At 50.1% G+C, this 15,446-nt stretch carries 14 protein-coding genes and 1 pseudogene; 9 read left to right on the top strand and 6 right to left on the bottom strand.

Annotation, left to right across the window (positions count from 1 at the left end; translation table 11 throughout):
• Positions 1-89: 89 nt before the first annotated feature.
• From R6Y96_RS05405 to R6Y96_RS05395, 3 genes and pseudogenes are all read right to left on the bottom strand, one after another.
• Positions 90-356: a glycogen/starch synthase gene (locus R6Y96_RS05405; RefSeq protein ID WP_318620171.1), complete on the bottom strand. Its 267-nt coding sequence runs from the start codon at positions 354-356 to the stop codon at positions 90-92.
• Positions 357-452: 96 nt separating this feature from the next.
• A pseudogene (locus R6Y96_RS10455) lies at positions 453-747 on the bottom strand (transposase); the annotation flags it as partial.
• Between the two features lie 86 nt (positions 748-833).
• The gene (locus R6Y96_RS05395) at positions 834-1,364 is read right to left on the bottom strand and encodes an IS66 family transposase (protein ID WP_318620168.1); all 531 of its coding nucleotides are present in this window, start codon (positions 1,362-1,364) and stop codon (positions 834-836) included.
• 77 nt (positions 1,365-1,441) lie between these two features.
• On the opposite strand from R6Y96_RS05395, the gene istA reads away from it, so the two are divergent.
• The 3 genes from istA (at position 1,442) to R6Y96_RS05380 (ending at position 4,242) form a co-directional block, all read left to right on the top strand.
• A complete protein-coding gene (gene istA / locus R6Y96_RS05390) occupies positions 1,442-2,686 on the top strand; it encodes an IS21 family transposase (RefSeq protein WP_318620167.1) in 1,245 nt (414 codons plus the stop codon).
• Entirely contained in the window at positions 2,683-3,168 is a 486-nt protein-coding gene (locus tag R6Y96_RS05385; RefSeq protein ID WP_318620166.1) for an ATP-binding protein, read from the top strand. The genes istA and R6Y96_RS05385 overlap by 4 nt, the downstream gene beginning before the upstream one ends.
• 44 nt (positions 3,169-3,212) lie before the next feature.
• Positions 3,213-4,242 (top strand): IS630 family transposase gene (locus R6Y96_RS05380; RefSeq protein WP_318620165.1). Its coding sequence is split into 2 segments (ribosomal slippage): positions 3,213-3,587 and positions 3,589-4,242, totalling 1,029 coding nucleotides; the frame shifts between segments, so codons are not numbered across the junction.
• Here the strand turns inward: R6Y96_RS05380 and R6Y96_RS05375 are convergent.
• Together R6Y96_RS05375 and R6Y96_RS05370 are read right to left on the bottom strand one after the other, a co-directional pair.
• A complete protein-coding gene (locus R6Y96_RS05375) occupies positions 4,232-4,588 on the bottom strand; it encodes a hypothetical protein (protein WP_318620163.1) in 357 nt (118 codons plus the stop codon). The two genes, R6Y96_RS05380 and R6Y96_RS05375, sit on opposite strands and share 11 nt — an antisense overlap.
• A complete protein-coding gene (locus tag R6Y96_RS05370) occupies positions 4,589-5,719 on the bottom strand; it encodes a polysialyltransferase family glycosyltransferase (RefSeq protein ID WP_318620162.1) in 1,131 nt (376 codons plus the stop codon).
• A gap of 214 nt (positions 5,720-5,933) precedes the next feature.
• On the opposite strand from R6Y96_RS05370, the gene R6Y96_RS05365 reads away from it, so the two are divergent.
• From R6Y96_RS05365 to pseI, 6 genes are all read left to right on the top strand, one after another.
• Positions 5,934-7,388 (top strand): oligosaccharide flippase family protein, encoded by a 1,455-nt coding sequence (locus R6Y96_RS05365; RefSeq protein ID WP_318620161.1) that lies wholly within the window; start codon positions 5,934-5,936, stop codon positions 7,386-7,388.
• Positions 7,389-7,473: 85 nt separating this feature from the next.
• Positions 7,474-8,448 (top strand): UDP-N-acetylglucosamine 4,6-dehydratase (inverting), encoded by a 975-nt coding sequence (gene pseB / locus R6Y96_RS05360; protein ID WP_318620159.1) that lies wholly within the window; start codon positions 7,474-7,476, stop codon positions 8,446-8,448.
• A gap of 12 nt (positions 8,449-8,460) precedes the next feature.
• Positions 8,461-9,621 (top strand): UDP-4-amino-4,6-dideoxy-N-acetyl-beta-L-altrosamine transaminase, encoded by a 1,161-nt coding sequence (gene pseC, locus R6Y96_RS05355; RefSeq protein WP_318620156.1) that lies wholly within the window; start codon positions 8,461-8,463, stop codon positions 9,619-9,621.
• Between the two features lie 12 nt (positions 9,622-9,633).
• Positions 9,634-10,365 (top strand): glycosyltransferase family protein, encoded by a 732-nt coding sequence (locus R6Y96_RS05350; RefSeq protein WP_318620155.1) that lies wholly within the window; start codon positions 9,634-9,636, stop codon positions 10,363-10,365.
• Between the two features lie 5 nt (positions 10,366-10,370).
• Entirely contained in the window at positions 10,371-12,572 is a 2,202-nt protein-coding gene (gene pseG / locus R6Y96_RS05345; protein ID WP_318620154.1) for a UDP-2,4-diacetamido-2,4,6-trideoxy-beta-L-altropyranose hydrolase, read from the top strand.
• 32 nt (positions 12,573-12,604) lie between these two features.
• Entirely contained in the window at positions 12,605-13,648 is a 1,044-nt protein-coding gene (gene pseI / locus R6Y96_RS05340; protein WP_318620152.1) for a pseudaminic acid synthase, read from the top strand.
• Positions 13,649-13,678: 30 nt separating this feature from the next.
• Here pseI and R6Y96_RS05335 read toward each other — a convergent pair whose 3' ends face one another.
• The gene (locus R6Y96_RS05335) at positions 13,679-15,412 is read right to left on the bottom strand and encodes a DUF6044 family protein (protein ID WP_318620150.1); all 1,734 of its coding nucleotides are present in this window, start codon (positions 15,410-15,412) and stop codon (positions 13,679-13,681) included.
• Positions 15,413-15,446: the final 34 nt, after the last annotated feature.

Here is a 15,446-nt window from a genome sequence, read left to right as displayed (position 1 = left end):
GGAAAATAAAGGCTATTAAACTGACATAAGTCACATTTTACAAGGTTTAAACCTATAATATTGGAAACTAGTATAATAACACCCTTTAATTAGTCAACAACGAAAAATCCCTCTTTCAATCGTTTAACAATAGAGGTGAACTGAACTGAAACTAAAGAACTCGAATAGAAATACCAATTGTGGGAGGTGTCCAAATTTTTGTCCCTTTCGATCCTTTCTCTCTTTGTCAGGGAACGAGTGATGATCACAACCAGATGCCCCAGGTTCGCAAGTTCTTCTGTAATATGCGCTGCATAGACACCAGCACCGCCGATAATGAACGGCGGGTACTCAAACGTGACGAACGCAACCTGCATACATCTCTTCCACCTGTTTCACAACGCTCTCCCACGTCAGGTATGGTAACGTCTCAGATCTTCTGTAATTTGTCTGAGCCCTATCTCCTTGCCTGATCATTCCTTCTCTATGGTCAAATACCTTCTGCCGGTAACCCACTCCTCGTTGATCTCCATCAGGATGGATCCGACCTGGCGGAGAAGGGATTCCTAGTTCGGGAACACGCCTACAACCCCGGTTCTCCGTTTCAATTCCCTATTGACCCGCTTCATCATCTTCGTGGTTCGGATCCGTTTCCCGTGCTGTTTTGAGAATGCCATGCAACTCATGATCCCCCGGCGGAGCCTCTCGAAGGTGTTGCCTGCTTTCCGGTATCCCCTGGGCATTCAGGTCATCGGCGAGATGCTGGAGAGCCTCCTGGAGCATCGCCTGGTTGAGGAAACCGGTGATGCAGGTCTTCATGCCGCTCTCTGAATCGGAAAGATAATCGTAACAGGTCAGGTATACCTGTAAGCCGCAGTTGGTATGAAGGGTTCTCCCTCGAATGCTCTCCGGATGGCTGTGATTACCGAGCCTCCATTCTTCATCACCGTTGAGATATACCCCCGAACCCTGCAGAAGTTAGATGCTCCCTCCACACTTCTAAACGTCCCTGAGATCTTCTGCTGAACCTTCACCATCCTGATGTCGCGCTCTGCAAGGTTGTTCGTAAAGGGCACCCTGAAATCGGTCATGAACCGGAGGATCTCTACACGATATCTCTGACACCGGTCAATGAGGTTCTCAGCAGGAGTTCGTCTCTTCCGACTGCGTCTCCCTCCTTGAACCGGCAGAGGAGAGGAGGGGTTCTCTGCCTTCCCGTTCTCGAGGATCAGATCAAATCGTCTTTGAAACTCCTCGATCTCAACCGGTGTGAGAGAACCCGCTGATTCCGGGGCCCCATCAACAGCGGCGTAGATCTCAAGAAGGAGATCATGCATCTCATCAGACCAACGCTGGCCGGTATTCTCCGATATACCTTTTGTCAACGTCGGAATAAGGTTCCCCAGGCCGGTTCAAGTTAGTAACTTGTTGAGGCCAGATGTTCGACACGGAGGATTGGTTTATGCTCAAAGATCTCGCGCGTGAACAGGAACAGAACACCGGACGGGTCAATATCAGCGAACTCTCCCGTGAGACCGGTCTTGATCGCAAGACCGTGAGACGTTACCTCAGGAGCGATCACCCTCCGGAAACCCCGCACACCCGAAATAAACCCAGCAAACTCGACCCCTACAAACCGTATATCCAGGAAAGACTGGAGAAATACCCACGATTGAGCCGTGTTCGTCTTATCGAGGAGATCCAGGCACTGGGCTACACCGGCAAATCGACCATCCTCGGTGACTATCTCCGCCAGATCCGGCCCAGGGTTTCAGTTCTTCCTGAACTCCGGTATGAAACCAAACCTGGTGAGATGTCACAGTGCGATTGGTCAGCGTGCCATTACTCCTCTTCTCAAGGTTTGGAGCAGAAAGTCAACTGTTTCTCGATGGTTCTTGGCTACTCCAGGGTGCAGTATATCGAGTTCACCCCGGCCCAGGACATCCAGACGTTCCTCACCTGCCACCTGCATGCCTTCGAATATTTTGACGGCGTCACCGAGGTTATACTCTACGACAATATCAAAAGTGTCGTTCTGAAACGGAAATACCCATCTACGGCCTCAGAGTTTCATCCTGCGTTTGTCGACTTAAGAGACCACTTTGGATTCACTGCCAGGCTCTGCCGGATCTACCGACCCAAGACCAAGGGCAAGGTTGAACGTTCGATCGGCTATGTCAAAGACAACTTCCTGTATGGCCGGGAATTTACCTCCCTCACTGACCTGAACAATTGTGCTCGTGAATGGCTGGACGATGTCAACAACAAGGTACACGGGACAACCCACGAGATCCCGTTTGACCGGCTTCCCCGGGAAAACCTCCGCCCTATCTCATCCTATCCCCCTTACATCTTTCAGAAGACCTACGAACGCAAAGTTTCCAGGGACTGTTACTTCTCGTTGTATGGTAATCTCTATTCCGTTCCCTGGCGGTATGCCGGTAGATATGTCGATATTGTTGTCAGGGATGGCACTCTCCAGGTATATGCTGACGATACCGTGATCTGCACGCATCCTTTACTTGAAGGCAAAAATCAGCGTTCCCGGCAGAATGAACATTTCGAAGGTCTCCTCAACCAGATCCTCGATGAGCCATGTTTGAGCCCGAAGAAGAAACTGGCCGCACAACAACCCCATTACCAGGAGTATCCTGTTGAAGAACGGAACCTTGAGTTGTATGACACTCTCTGGGAGAAGAGGTTATGACCATGCTCCTTCTCGAACAGGTTCACCAGCATCTGGAGAGACTGAAACTGATGACGATGGATGCACTTCTCGAACCAACGCTCGAACGGGTGATGAGGGAGAGCCTGAGCCCTCTCGAGACGATAGGATATCTGGTTGAGCAGGAATGGGCCAGCAAGAACTCTGCAACGATCCAGACCCGCATGAGATCTGCAGGTTTTCCCGTTAAAAAACGTATTGAAGAGTTTGATTTCGGGTTTCAACCTTCAATTGACCAGACTGTGATCCGTGACCTTGCAACTCTGAGGTTTGTCGAGAACGGTGAGAACGTGGTCTTTCTTGGACCCCCTGGTGTTGGAAAGACTCACCTTGCTATTGGTCTTGGAGTTGCTGCTATCGAGCAGGGTGTCTCTGTGTTGTTCATCAATGCGTCGGTCTTGATCGAACAACTCAAGGAAGCCTATCATACCGGGCATCTGGACAGTTGCCTTAAGAGACTATAGTTAAGAACAAAACTTATTATACATTAATTTACTAATTGTTTCTCATGGCAAAACCCGAACAAATCTTCATTCAGAGGCATCTCTCAATCGAAGATTTGAATCAGAGGATCAAGTCTCTGGAGAGGGATACGAGGGTGCTCAAGCGGCTGTACTTTATCAAATTCCGATATCAGGGAGACAGCGTCAAGATAGCAAGCGAGCGAGTGGGCGTTACTCGGATGGTAGGGTATTTATGGCAACAACGATGGAATGAACAGGGATATGAGGGACTTATTCCTCGGTTTGCCGGGGGGAGACCCTCCAAGATCAGTCCGGAACAGACTGAACATCTCCAGGATCTTCTCCGGGAGCGGGAGCATTGGACCACGGAGGAGGTGCGAAACCTCATCCAGAAAGAGTTCGGTATCGATTACACCCTGAAAACAGATCCGGATTATCTTAAAAAAATTCGGGATGCAATACGCGAAACCCTTTCCTCGGGATTATCGCCGACCTCAGGATGCAGAGGACCTCCTAAAAAAACTCCCGCTAGTGACCGGTGATACTGTGATTGGATTCCTGGACGAGGCCTCTCCTCAGACTACGGCGAACAGCCAGAGACTCTGGTCATTCACAAGACCTACTATAACAAAGAACACCACCAAGATGCGGGCAAACACTTTCGGCTTTTATGCGCTAAACGGAACCTCAGTGGTGGACTTTCGGGAGCACTCCCGGAAGGAGGATGTTTGTGCATTCCTCGCCCAAATCCGTGAGAAAAATCCGGGAAAGGATCTCCTGATCATCCTGGATAATTTTCGGTCACATCACACCACCGAGACCAGAGAATTTGCCCGTAAAGAACAGATCGAGCTGGTCTACCTCCCTCCATACTCGCCGGATCTCAATCCCATCGAATACATCTGGAAGAGCATCAAACGTATCGTGTCGGCAACGTTTGTCAAAGATCTGGATTGCTTGAAGGAGATCATCGAATCATCCTTCAGAAAATGCGCCGTTCATATCGGATACGCGAGAAAATGGATCGAAATGTTCCTTTATGAGGATATTAAGTATAAAATAATTAGTTCTTAACTATAACCCAACCAAAGTGGGATAGGTGATCCCCCCCATCAGAAAATGCATAATCCCGGAGATATGGGATCAGCACAATAAGAAGGTTGGATAACAAAATTGCACACAAACTTAAGGTCCATAAATTATTCTCTGGATTCCTCGAAGAAATGCTATATATAGTAAATATGATCCCGCCTACGGCTACAGCCCCAAGAAGTAACCAGACCTCGGGTGTGCTGGTGTAAACCGAAATCTCATACCCTTTAATTGGATTATTTTCAATAATAGAAGCAGCTAATGTAATGCAGAAATATGTAATAATTAAGCAGATTACAGGTGTTTTACTCAGATTATTGTTTGCCATTTATAATCCTTCATTCAATATATCAATAATATGCAACTTTAATTCATGTATGTTGCTCGGAACAAAAATTCCCGCTTTAATCATGAAATCAGAGGTGTTAAAATAATCTTTTCCATATAAATTTAAAAGTGATACTACACTTGTACTCTCACATATAATTTTTCCCGTAAGCAAGGATGTTGATATATCCCCTAGTAATAATTTTGGGTTGTAATTCACCAGGTGTAAAAACAAGGCCTCTGCTGGTAATCCTTGAGGGATTAGTTCAACTGATCTGTCAATAGATTGAAGGAAGTAGTTTTTCTCTCTTGGATGATATTTAACATAAACACCCATCCCTAGATCTTCGGTAATTGCAAGAATTTTTTCTATGAGGTCCACATATGGTTCAAAATAACTATGTTGTTGCAAAAATTCCGAGTGTGGTAGAATTATTAGTGTATCAATATTTTTAGGGCGGGAAAATCGGTAATCATGGAGTAGTATATCTGTAATAGAGTTCTTTTTTAGATTGCAAAGGGTTTTTCTGGAGATTTCTTGTATAGGTTTACACTTCAATTCATCCCTAATAAGGGAAGGCTTTAAGCACATAATCTTAGAGGTATACTTATAACCTCCATGATACTTGATGAACTGGTGCCAGGGACTATTATACACCCTATTGTACACTCTTCCAGCAATCGATGGAGAAGGTGAAGTCTGTGTGCTATACACCGCAAATCCGTCCTCTACATAGATATTAGTGCCACCACGTTTCTTGTTTAGATAGTAAGCTAATTGACATTCTCCGCGAGCATCATTAAACGAATAAACTATATGTATATCAGGGTTCTCTTTAAAGTAGTTTTTAATAAAGCGTATATTTTCCTGCTGTATGTTTAGTTCTGAATCTTTTCTAATAAACCTTTGGATATACGAATTGTATGTTCTACTCTCATAAGTCCCTTTTCTTATGTAAATATCCGCTCTATCAGCAATTTCCGTTTTCGCTATGGAATTTGCAAACTTGTCAGCTTCAAAAAAATCCCGAAATATTATTAGATCAATCTCGCTCGATTGTTCCATATCAAATATTAGGGCACATGCTAACAGTATATGATAAGGTGTGAACGCAAGAAAAACATCTTTCATAGAACATCTCCAGACTTGTTTATTCTATATGTTACTGATTAAACTGAATATTAGGTATGCAACATTAGGTTATGATGTTTCTTTGACGGCAGAATAAATATTTTGGTCACATGAGTCCTAGTGACAATCAAAACAAATAACCTCCTTAATTTGACGACCCCCACGAACCCCATCCCCGGCTATCGTTAAATAGGCATACCTCCACTAATTATTGTTGCAGGAATATCACCAATTCGCCCGGCGCATAGGCCTCATCGGCGCAACCAACCTCCTCATCAGCCTGAGCGGCCTCATCCTCCTCCCGATCCTCACCAAGACCCTGCCCATCGAAGAATATGGGACGTATGTCCAGGTCACCGTGACCATCGGCCTCGTCCCCGCGGTGGTGATGCTTGGCCTCCCCTACACGATGGTCAGGTTCCTCGCGGGAGCAAGATCGCGGGAGGAGATCCAGGAGGGCTACTACTCGATCGTGGGCATCACCGTCGTGACCGCCGGGCTCGCCTCGCTTGCCCTCTTCATCCTGGCAGAACCCATAGCCGCCGCGCTCTTCGATAACCGGGTTGCCATAATTCAGGTCCTTGCGGCGATAGTTTTTCTGGAGTGCATGAACGAGATCCAGTATAACTATTTCAGGACGTTTCAGCAGATAAAACGGTACTCCTCTCTCACCTTCTTCAAGACCTGCCTGCAGTTGACCCTGGTCTGTACGCTCGTCCTTGCCGGCTACGGTATCCTCGGTGCCACGATCGGGCTGTTGGTCACCGATGTGGTCCTGCTCATCATCATGAGCATCCTCATCGTCTCCGAGATCGGGGTCGCCGTCCCGAAGTTCAGGCACCTGCGGGAGTACCTCTCTTTTGGTCTTCCCACGGTGCCGGGGAACCTCTCCAGCTGGGTGGTGAACTCAAGCGACCGGTATGTGATTGCCCTGTTTCTCGGGACGGCATACGTCGGCTACTACTCGCCGGGCTACACCCTGGGAAATATTGTCAATATGTTCATCGCGCCGCTCTCGTTCATGCTGCCGGCGGTGCTCTCGAAACATTATGATGACGGCAACCTCAACGACGTCAAAACCATCCTGTCATACTCCATGAAGTATTTCCTTGCGCTGGCGATACCCTCAGTCGTGGGGCTGTCGCTGCTCTCCAGACCCTTATTGACGATCCTCTCAACGCCGGAGATTGCAGAGCAGGGCTACCTGATAACGCCATTCACTGCATTGTCTGGATTGTTATTTGGATCTTATGCAGTTATAATGCAAATTCTGGTGCTTGAAAAGAAGACCGGCATCAGCGGGACGATATGGATTGTGGCGGCGATCCTTAACCTGGGGTTGAATATCATATTCGTCCCCATATTCGGGATTATTGGAGCAGCGGTTACGACCCTGCTTGCGTACTCTCTGGCGTTTCTCTTATCGACGTATTATTCGTTTAAGTATCTTGTATTCGATCTAAACGCTGCTTTTATATTGAAGTGCATTATCGCAGCAGCGATCATGGGGGGGGTTGTTGTTATCGGAGGATCTCGGATATCTGGTGGGCTGGTGAGCATCCTTTTACTGGTGATCATCTCTGCGCTTGTCTACACTGCAGGATTGTTCATATTGCGGGGGTTCAAGAAGGAAGAGATCCTGTTTTTTAAGGGTCTGCTCCGGATCTGACCTGGCAAAATCAAAAGGTTATTACGTGTTCTCTTATGATTATACTGTATCCATTTGAGCGGATACAATCTACCGAAGGTGCATTATGTCATATTTTGACGGAAAAACCATTCTTGTCACGGGCGGCACAGGTTCGTTTGGGAAAATGTTTACATCATTGCTGCTCGAGGAGTGGAACCCCGACAGCGTCCGCATCTATTCGCGGGGTGAGTTGCTCCAGTGGGAGATGCAACAAAAAAATCAGGATGAGCGTCTCCGTTTTTTAATCGGCGATGTGAGGGATAAAGACCGTCTTTACCGCGCAATGAACGATGTCGATATCGTTGTCCACGCTGCCGCGCTGAAACAGGTTCCCACAGCAGAATACAACCCTATAGAAGCCGTAAAGACGAACATCGACGGTGCAGCCAACGTCATCAATGCGTCCATCGATAACGGCGTTGAGAGGGTCATGGCGTTGAGCACAGACAAGGCGGTGCACCCGGTCAACCTCTACGGTGCGACCAAGATGGTCGCGGAGAAACTCTTTGTACAGGGGAATGCTTATGCCGGTGGGAGGAAGACGCGGTTTGCCTGTACCCGCTACGGTAATGTGGTTGGAAGTCGTGGGAGTATCGTCCCGCTCTTCCTGGAGCAGAGGAAACAGGGCCGGGTTACAATAACCGACGAGCGCATGACGAGGTTCTGGCTGACGCTGGAACAGGGCGCGCGTTTCGTCGCCCGGTGCATCGAGACGATGAAAGGCGGAGAGATATTCGTTCCCAAGATCCCCAGCATGAGAATAACCGATCTTGCAAGAGTCATCGCCCCCGATTGTGAGGTCGAGATCATCGGTATCCGGCCGGGCGAGAAACTCCATGAGGTCCTCCTCACCGAAGATGAGGCCCGGCACTCGAAGGATATGGGGGACTATTTTATCATAGAGCCGGAGTTACGGTTCTGGCAGAAGAACGATGGGCATGAGGGAAAACCCCTGCCTGAGGGGTTCCGCTACTCGAGCGAGAACAATACGGCATGGCTTGACGCTGATGAACTGATCTCGATGATAGGTCTCCAGTAGAATACCCGCAATATGGTAAGGCCGATGAAGTTCATTCCGTATGGGCATCAATCCATCGATGATGATGATGTCCGATCTGTCGTAGAGATTCTGAAGGGCGACTGGCTCACGACGGGGCCGACCGTCGATCTGTTTGAGGCGGATCTTGCCGGATACGTCGGCGCACGGCACGCGGTCGCGGTGAACAGCGGCACGAGCGCTCTGGATATCGCGGTCCAGGCCCTTGGCCTCCCGAAAGGGAGTGAGATCATTACAACCCCCTTCACCTTTGCCGCCACGAGTAATGCTGTCCTCTACAACGGTCATATTCCGATCTTTGCTGATATCGACCCTATAACGAGGAATATCCACCCGGATGAGATAAGGAGGAGGATCGGCCCGAAAACCCGCGCGATAATCTACGTTGATTACGCGGGGCAGCCGTGTGCGATCGACGAGATCCGGGAGATTGCCGGGGAGTATGATCTTCGGCTGATTGAGGATGCATGCCATGCGTTTGGCGCCTCCTACAAAGGCCGCAAGATCGGCACCTTCGCTGATATGACCGTCTTCAGTTTCCACCCTGTCAAACCCATAACCACCGGGGAGGGAGGGGCGGTGGTGACCGACGATCCGGATCTCGATGCTAAACTCAGGATGCTCCGGAGTCATGGGATCACCCGGGATGTAGGTGATCTGTTCGGTGAAGGAGCATCATGGGGATACGACATGAAACTTCTTGGCCGTAACTACCGGATGACCGATATCCAGGCAGCACTGGGTGTGTCTCAGTTGAAGAAGATCGACTCTTTCATCAAGCGAAGAAACGAGATTGCAGCATTATACGGGAGGTCTCTCTCAGACCTGGCATGGCTTGATCTGCCTGAGACAATGGATGGGGTTAATCACGGCTGGCACCTCTACACGGTTCTGGTTAACGGGGTTGAGCGAAACATCCTGTTTTCTTACCTGAAGGAACGGGGAGTCGGTGTCAACGTTCATTATATCCCGATCTATAAATTCAGTTATTATCAGAAGCATTACCCCCAGGACGCCAATGCTTTTCCGAGCACCGAGGATGTATTCAACAGAACACTGACGCTGCCGCTCTACCCCGGTATGAAAGATGAGGATGTGGAGTATGTCTCTGAACAGTTGCATAAGGCAGAGTCTGACCTTGGAATCTCCGCGTGAGTGGTATTTTATATGCGTGTGGTGGCGGTAGTTCAGGCAAGGATGGGAAGTACGCGATTGCCTGGCAAGGTTATGAAAGACCTTCTCGGGAAACCGGTGCTGACCCGGGACGTTAACCGGATCCGGCGCGCAAAATGTATCGATGAGGTTGTGATCGCAACCACCACCAGACAGGAGGACGACCTGATCGCCTCACTCTGTGAGGAGGAAGGATGGCACTGTTTCCGGGGGAGCGAGAACGACCTTCTTGATCGGTATTACCAGGCTGCACGGGCGTTTGAGGCAAATGTGGTCGTTCGCATCACCTCTGATTGTCCTATGATCGATCCAGAAATTATAGATAAAGTGATAGAAGTGTTTCTGGATCTCAGGGAGAAGGTTGACTACGTCTCAAACACTCTTCCGCCAAGGACATTCCCGCGTGGCCTTGATGTCGAGGTGATGACCTTTGCAGCCCTTGAACGTGCTTGGAGAGAGGACAACAACCCTGCACTGCGAGAACATGTGACCCCCTACATATACCGGAATCCTGGAAAGTTCCGGCTTCATCGTGTTGCCAATGATGTAGATCTCTCGCACCATCGATGGACGCTCGACACGCCTGAAGACCTTGAGTTTATTCAGACGGTGTATGAGCATTTCGGGAACGACCACTTTACCTGGATGGATGCTCTCCGGTATCTGGAACAGCATCCAGAAATTGTAAAGATCAACAGTGATATCAAGCAAAAAGCGATCGAATGAGCCAAATGCACGATCTGGTGGTCATCCGCACCGATGCCTCGCCGGCCATCGGCACCGGTCACGTCATGCGTTGCCTCACCCTGGCAAACGCTCTGGCCGGAAAAGGTGTCGGCGTATCGTTTATCTGCCGCGAGCATGAGGGCAACCTTTGTGACCTGATCGAGGAACAGGGTTTTACAGTTCACCGCCTCCCTGCGACAGAGAGTGATTTTGAGGCCGATGCAACCCCGGCCCATGCTGCCTGGCTCGGAGCAGCATGGCAGGAAGACGCCGGGCAAACCGGCGTTGTCATCAGGACTCTGGGCATCAAACCCACATGGCTGGTGGTGGACCATTACGGGCTTGATTACCGCTGGGAAGAGGCTCTCCGGCCATTGGTAGACCGCATCTTTGTGATCGACGACCTCGCCGACCGGGCACATGATTGCGATCTGTTGCTTGACCAGAACCTTTTTGCAGACATGCAGACCCGCTATGCCGGTAAGGTGCCGGAAGATTGTCGCCTGCTGTTGGGACCGGAATACGCCCTCTTGCAGCCGATTTATGCCGAACTGCACGACCGCATCCCACCGCGGGAAGGCCCGGTCCATCGTATCCTCATCTCATTTGGCGGGGCTGACCGCGACAACCTGACTGGTCGCGCTCTCGCGGCTTTCCTGAGCCTGAATCGCCCCGATATCGATGTTGATGTCGTGATCTCTGACAGTAGTCCTTATGCTCCGGGGATCCGAGCTCAAGCAGTGAGACATGCCAACATTCACCTGCATGGCAACCTCCCGACCCTGGCACCGCTGATGGCGAGAGCGGATCTTGCCATCGGTGCGGCCGGGACGACCAGTTGGGAGCGCCTGTGCCTCGGCCTTCCTACACTTGTTGTGACGCTGGCGGAGAACCAGCGGCTGATTGCGGCTGAACTACACGGACTGGGATTAGTGCGCTGGCTGGGGCATAAAGATGAAGTCTCTGAACTGAGTGTCAGGCAGGTTCTGGCCGAGGTGATCGAAGGGGGCATTGACAGAGGATGGTCACTGCGCTGCCGGGCCACTGTAGACGGGAAAGGTGTGGATCGTGTCGGTGCGGTTTTAACCATAACTGCAGAAACGCCGCTTCAGGTGCGCCATGCCCGCCTCTCCGATGAAGCACTCCTCCTCACCTGGGCAAACGACCCGGAGACACGGCGAAACTCGTTCTCGTCTGACCCCATCTCTGCAGAGGATCATCGCCGGTGGTTCTATAGCCGGCTCCGCGATCTGGAGGGATGTCGTCTCTATGTTGTTGAGACCGAGGATGGAATTCCCATAGGGCAGGTGCGGTTTGAGAGGCGGGATACGGCCTGGGAGATCAGTTATTCGCTTGCATCTCAGTTCCGTAAAAGAGGTCTGGCTCGACCGCTGCTTAAAGCCGCTCTTCTAAAGATGCGTTCTGAATATCCTGGTGCGCTCGTTCTTGGACGGGTGAAACCTGAGAATCTGCCTTCGCGCAAAATTTTCGAGTCGCTTGACTTCGATACCATACCCGATGGACATACCCGATGGACATACCCGATGGACGGGGGGGGATTGCGTATCAGCGTGTGCTCTGATGCAGATAGCTGGAACCATATGTACATCCCAGAACTACTCCTGGACTGGTTGGCAGATGGGCATGAGGTGAGATGGGCCCATGAGGCTGATGAATTGTCACGTGGAGACCTATGCTTCTACCTGAGTTATGGGAAAATTGTTGGTCCCGATCTATTGGAGCGGCATAAGAATAACCTCGTCGTTCACGCAAGTGATTTGCCACGGGGCAGGGGATGGTCTCCCATGACTTGGCAGATTCTTGAGGGCAAGAATCAGATCCCGGTCACGTTGTTTGAAGCTGCGGAGGCGGTCGACAGCGGGCCGATTTACAAACAGGTGGTAATTCAGTTCTCGGGTGTGGAACTGATCGATGAGCTCAGGCATGCAGTGATGCAGGTGACAATGGATTTGTGCAGATCCTTTGTGAGGGAATATCCAGAGGTTATTACAACGGGAATCGCGCAAGAAGGCGAGCCGACGTTCTACGCCCGGCGCCGCCCTGAAGATAGCGCCATCGACCTCAAAAAGTCGGTCCAGGAACAATTCAATCTTCTCCGCACAGTTGATAATATTAGATACCCGGCGTGGTTTGAATTCAAGGGAAAGCGTTTCATTCTTCGGATTGAGAAACAAGAAGATGACTGAATACCAGAGACCATGAAGAGCTGAGGATGTATATGAAAATCGCACATCACACGATTGACCCGGGTGCTCCCCCCCTTATCATTGCAGAGATGTCCGGGAACCATAATCAGTCACTTGACAAGGCACTGGAGATCGTTGAGGCGGCCGCGAAAGCGGGTGCTCAGGCACTTAAACTTCAGACATACACGGCCGACACCATGACCCTCGACATCAACGAAGGTGAGTTCTTCATCGAAGATGAACAGAGTCCATGGAAAGGGAAGAGTCTCCACGACCTCTACACCCTCGCCCACACTCCATGGGAGTGGCACGCACCGATCATGGAGAGGGCGCGGGAACTCGGTATGATCTGCTTCTCGACACCATTTGACAGGAGCGCGGTCGACTTCCTCGAGAATCTGGGTGTTCCCGCCTACAAGATCGCCTCCTTCGAGATCGTTGACCTCCCCCTCATCCGCTACATCGCCGGGCAGGGGAAACCGATCATCCTCTCCACAGGCATGGCAACCCTCGCGGAGATCGACGAGGCCGTCCATACCATCCGGGAGGCCGGCAATGACCAGATCGCGCTGTTGAAGTGCACAAGTGCATACCCCGCGCCGCCGGAAGAGATGAACCTGAGGACCATCCCCCACCTTGCCGCGGCATTCGGGGCTCCGGTCGGGTTGTCGGACCACACCCTCGGTATAGCCACCTCGGTGGCGGCGGTCGCCCTCGGTGCATGCATCATTGAGAAGCACTTCACGCTTTCCCGCGCGGACCCGGGGCCGGACAGCGCATTCTCGCTTGAGCCGCACGAGTTTAAGGCGATGGTGGATGCGGTGAGGGAGACGGAAAAAGCGCTGGGCACGGTCTGCTATGAGGTCTCCGAGCACGAAAAGGCAAGCAGGGTCTTTCGGCGATCACTCTTCGCCGTGAGAGATATCGAGGCCGGGGAGGTGTTTACGGAGGAGAATGTGCGCTCGATCAGGCCGGGGTATGGACTGCCGCCGAAGTATCTGCCCGTGGTGCTCGGTAGAAGGGCAGCAGGGAAGATAACGAGAGGGACGCCGTTGTCGTGGGATCTGATTTTGTAGTTCCAGATCCCCTTGATCGAAATTTTTCAGTTATATCGTCGAATTTTTGACCGAATATACCCAGATCTTCCAGGGAGAACTATCATTCTCAAAAACACCAAACAATTCCAGGTTGTTGTCTTCATGGTTCAGAATCTCCACGGCCGAGAAGATATACCGCCCGCCCATATCATAGAGGGCTTCTGAGTCTATCTCAAGATTCTGGATTGGTTTAGAGTTTTCCCGGGTGTTCATGCCTATATTGTCTTCGAGTTCGCTGACGAATAGATAACAGCGGCTTCCCCATGTGTCAAAGTATACCCGATTCTTCTCGCTCTTTGCAAGCTCTTTCTCCATGATTTTGCGGAATGAATGTTTGTAATCCAGCGGGTAATTCACCTGATAACTATCCAGGGTATAGAACCCATTATATTGAGATACCGCCGGGTGCATCCCTATACTGACGACTCGATACGACTCTTTTGGGAGGGCTATGGCCTCATCGATATCATCAAACAGTTCCGGAGAATAAAATTCGTTCCAGGTTAACTGGTCCGTCAAAAAGAGGCCGGCGCCACCGTATTGGAGGGTACTTTCGCCAATTACTCCACCTCCGCAGGTGAAGAGGAATGCGATCTGGAGACCAAGGAAGATACCAGCAACCTGCTTTCCATATCGAAGGTTCGTGTAGATAATCTTGAGCGCCAGGGCAAAAATGACATACCATAGGAGCGGATGCAGCCAATGAAACCTTCCAAGCTGGAAGCCCTGGAATAGGGGGAAATTCTTGATAAAGAGCAGATACTCTGAATCAATAAAACCGTAAAAGAGCGAGATCGCGGCGCATAGTCCCAGCAATACCACAAAAAGATCGCACCTTTTCTTCTTGAGGAGGAGTATGAGGGCGGCAATGGCAACAGAGAGACCTACAAAGTATGTGTGCAGACTCACAGCATGATACTGGCCGTAGAAGAAGTTTACCACACTTGTTTTCAACGCGCTCCAGAAGTCCAACGGTGTTTGCGCAAACTCCACCCGGTGCGAGATGTAACCCGGGTCAATGAACATACCAAATATCAAGCGGTATTCTACGAGACAATACACCAGGCATAGCAGGCCGATAGCCAGGAAAAATACAAAATTCGGTTTTTTGGTCACAGCAAGATCATATAACCAGAAGATTGACAACGCAACCAGAACAAAAAACCCAGTCATAGCAAATGATGAGTAGAATGGCATGAGTCCAATGATTGCCCAATCAACAAGACTCCAGTGACCGTCCCTGATGTTCAGGAAGGCATAGAAGAGCAATGGCATGCCTGCAATACTCAGTCCACCGGTGGGCCAGAATGGGAGCAATGCAAACGCAAGAGAGACTCCTACGGTAAAAGGCTTAGAACCTTCATCCGGCAGAATACGCCGCGTAAGAAGGAGGTACATCCCAAAAAATGCAATAAAATGCATCAGGGTGAGGTTGATGATATACGCAGTATATGGCTCAAAAAATAGATAGAGCCATTGGATTACATTGAACTCCGATCCAAATGAGTTGCGGGGGATACCGTTCATCACCTGGGGGATGGTTGCATCCATAGGGCCAAACAACTGGCCGCTTTCTGCCAGAATTATATATCCAGTTACATGGGAACCAGAATCAAGGTTATCATGAACCAGTGTAGGAGCGTTCTCTCCAAAGAGATAGAACGGTGTTAAATAGAGAGCGATGACTATGATGGATACAATAACATACCTATGCTCCTTTAAAAAATCGGTCAAATATATCATACAATTCATTTCCGAAGACAACCTAACCACTCAC

It is taken from the genome of Methanoculleus receptaculi, assembly GCF_033472595.1.
GTDB classification, from domain to species: Archaea; Halobacteriota; Methanomicrobia; order Methanomicrobiales; family Methanoculleaceae; genus Methanoculleus; species Methanoculleus receptaculi.
This window is presented reverse-complemented; position numbering and strand designations above follow the sequence as displayed.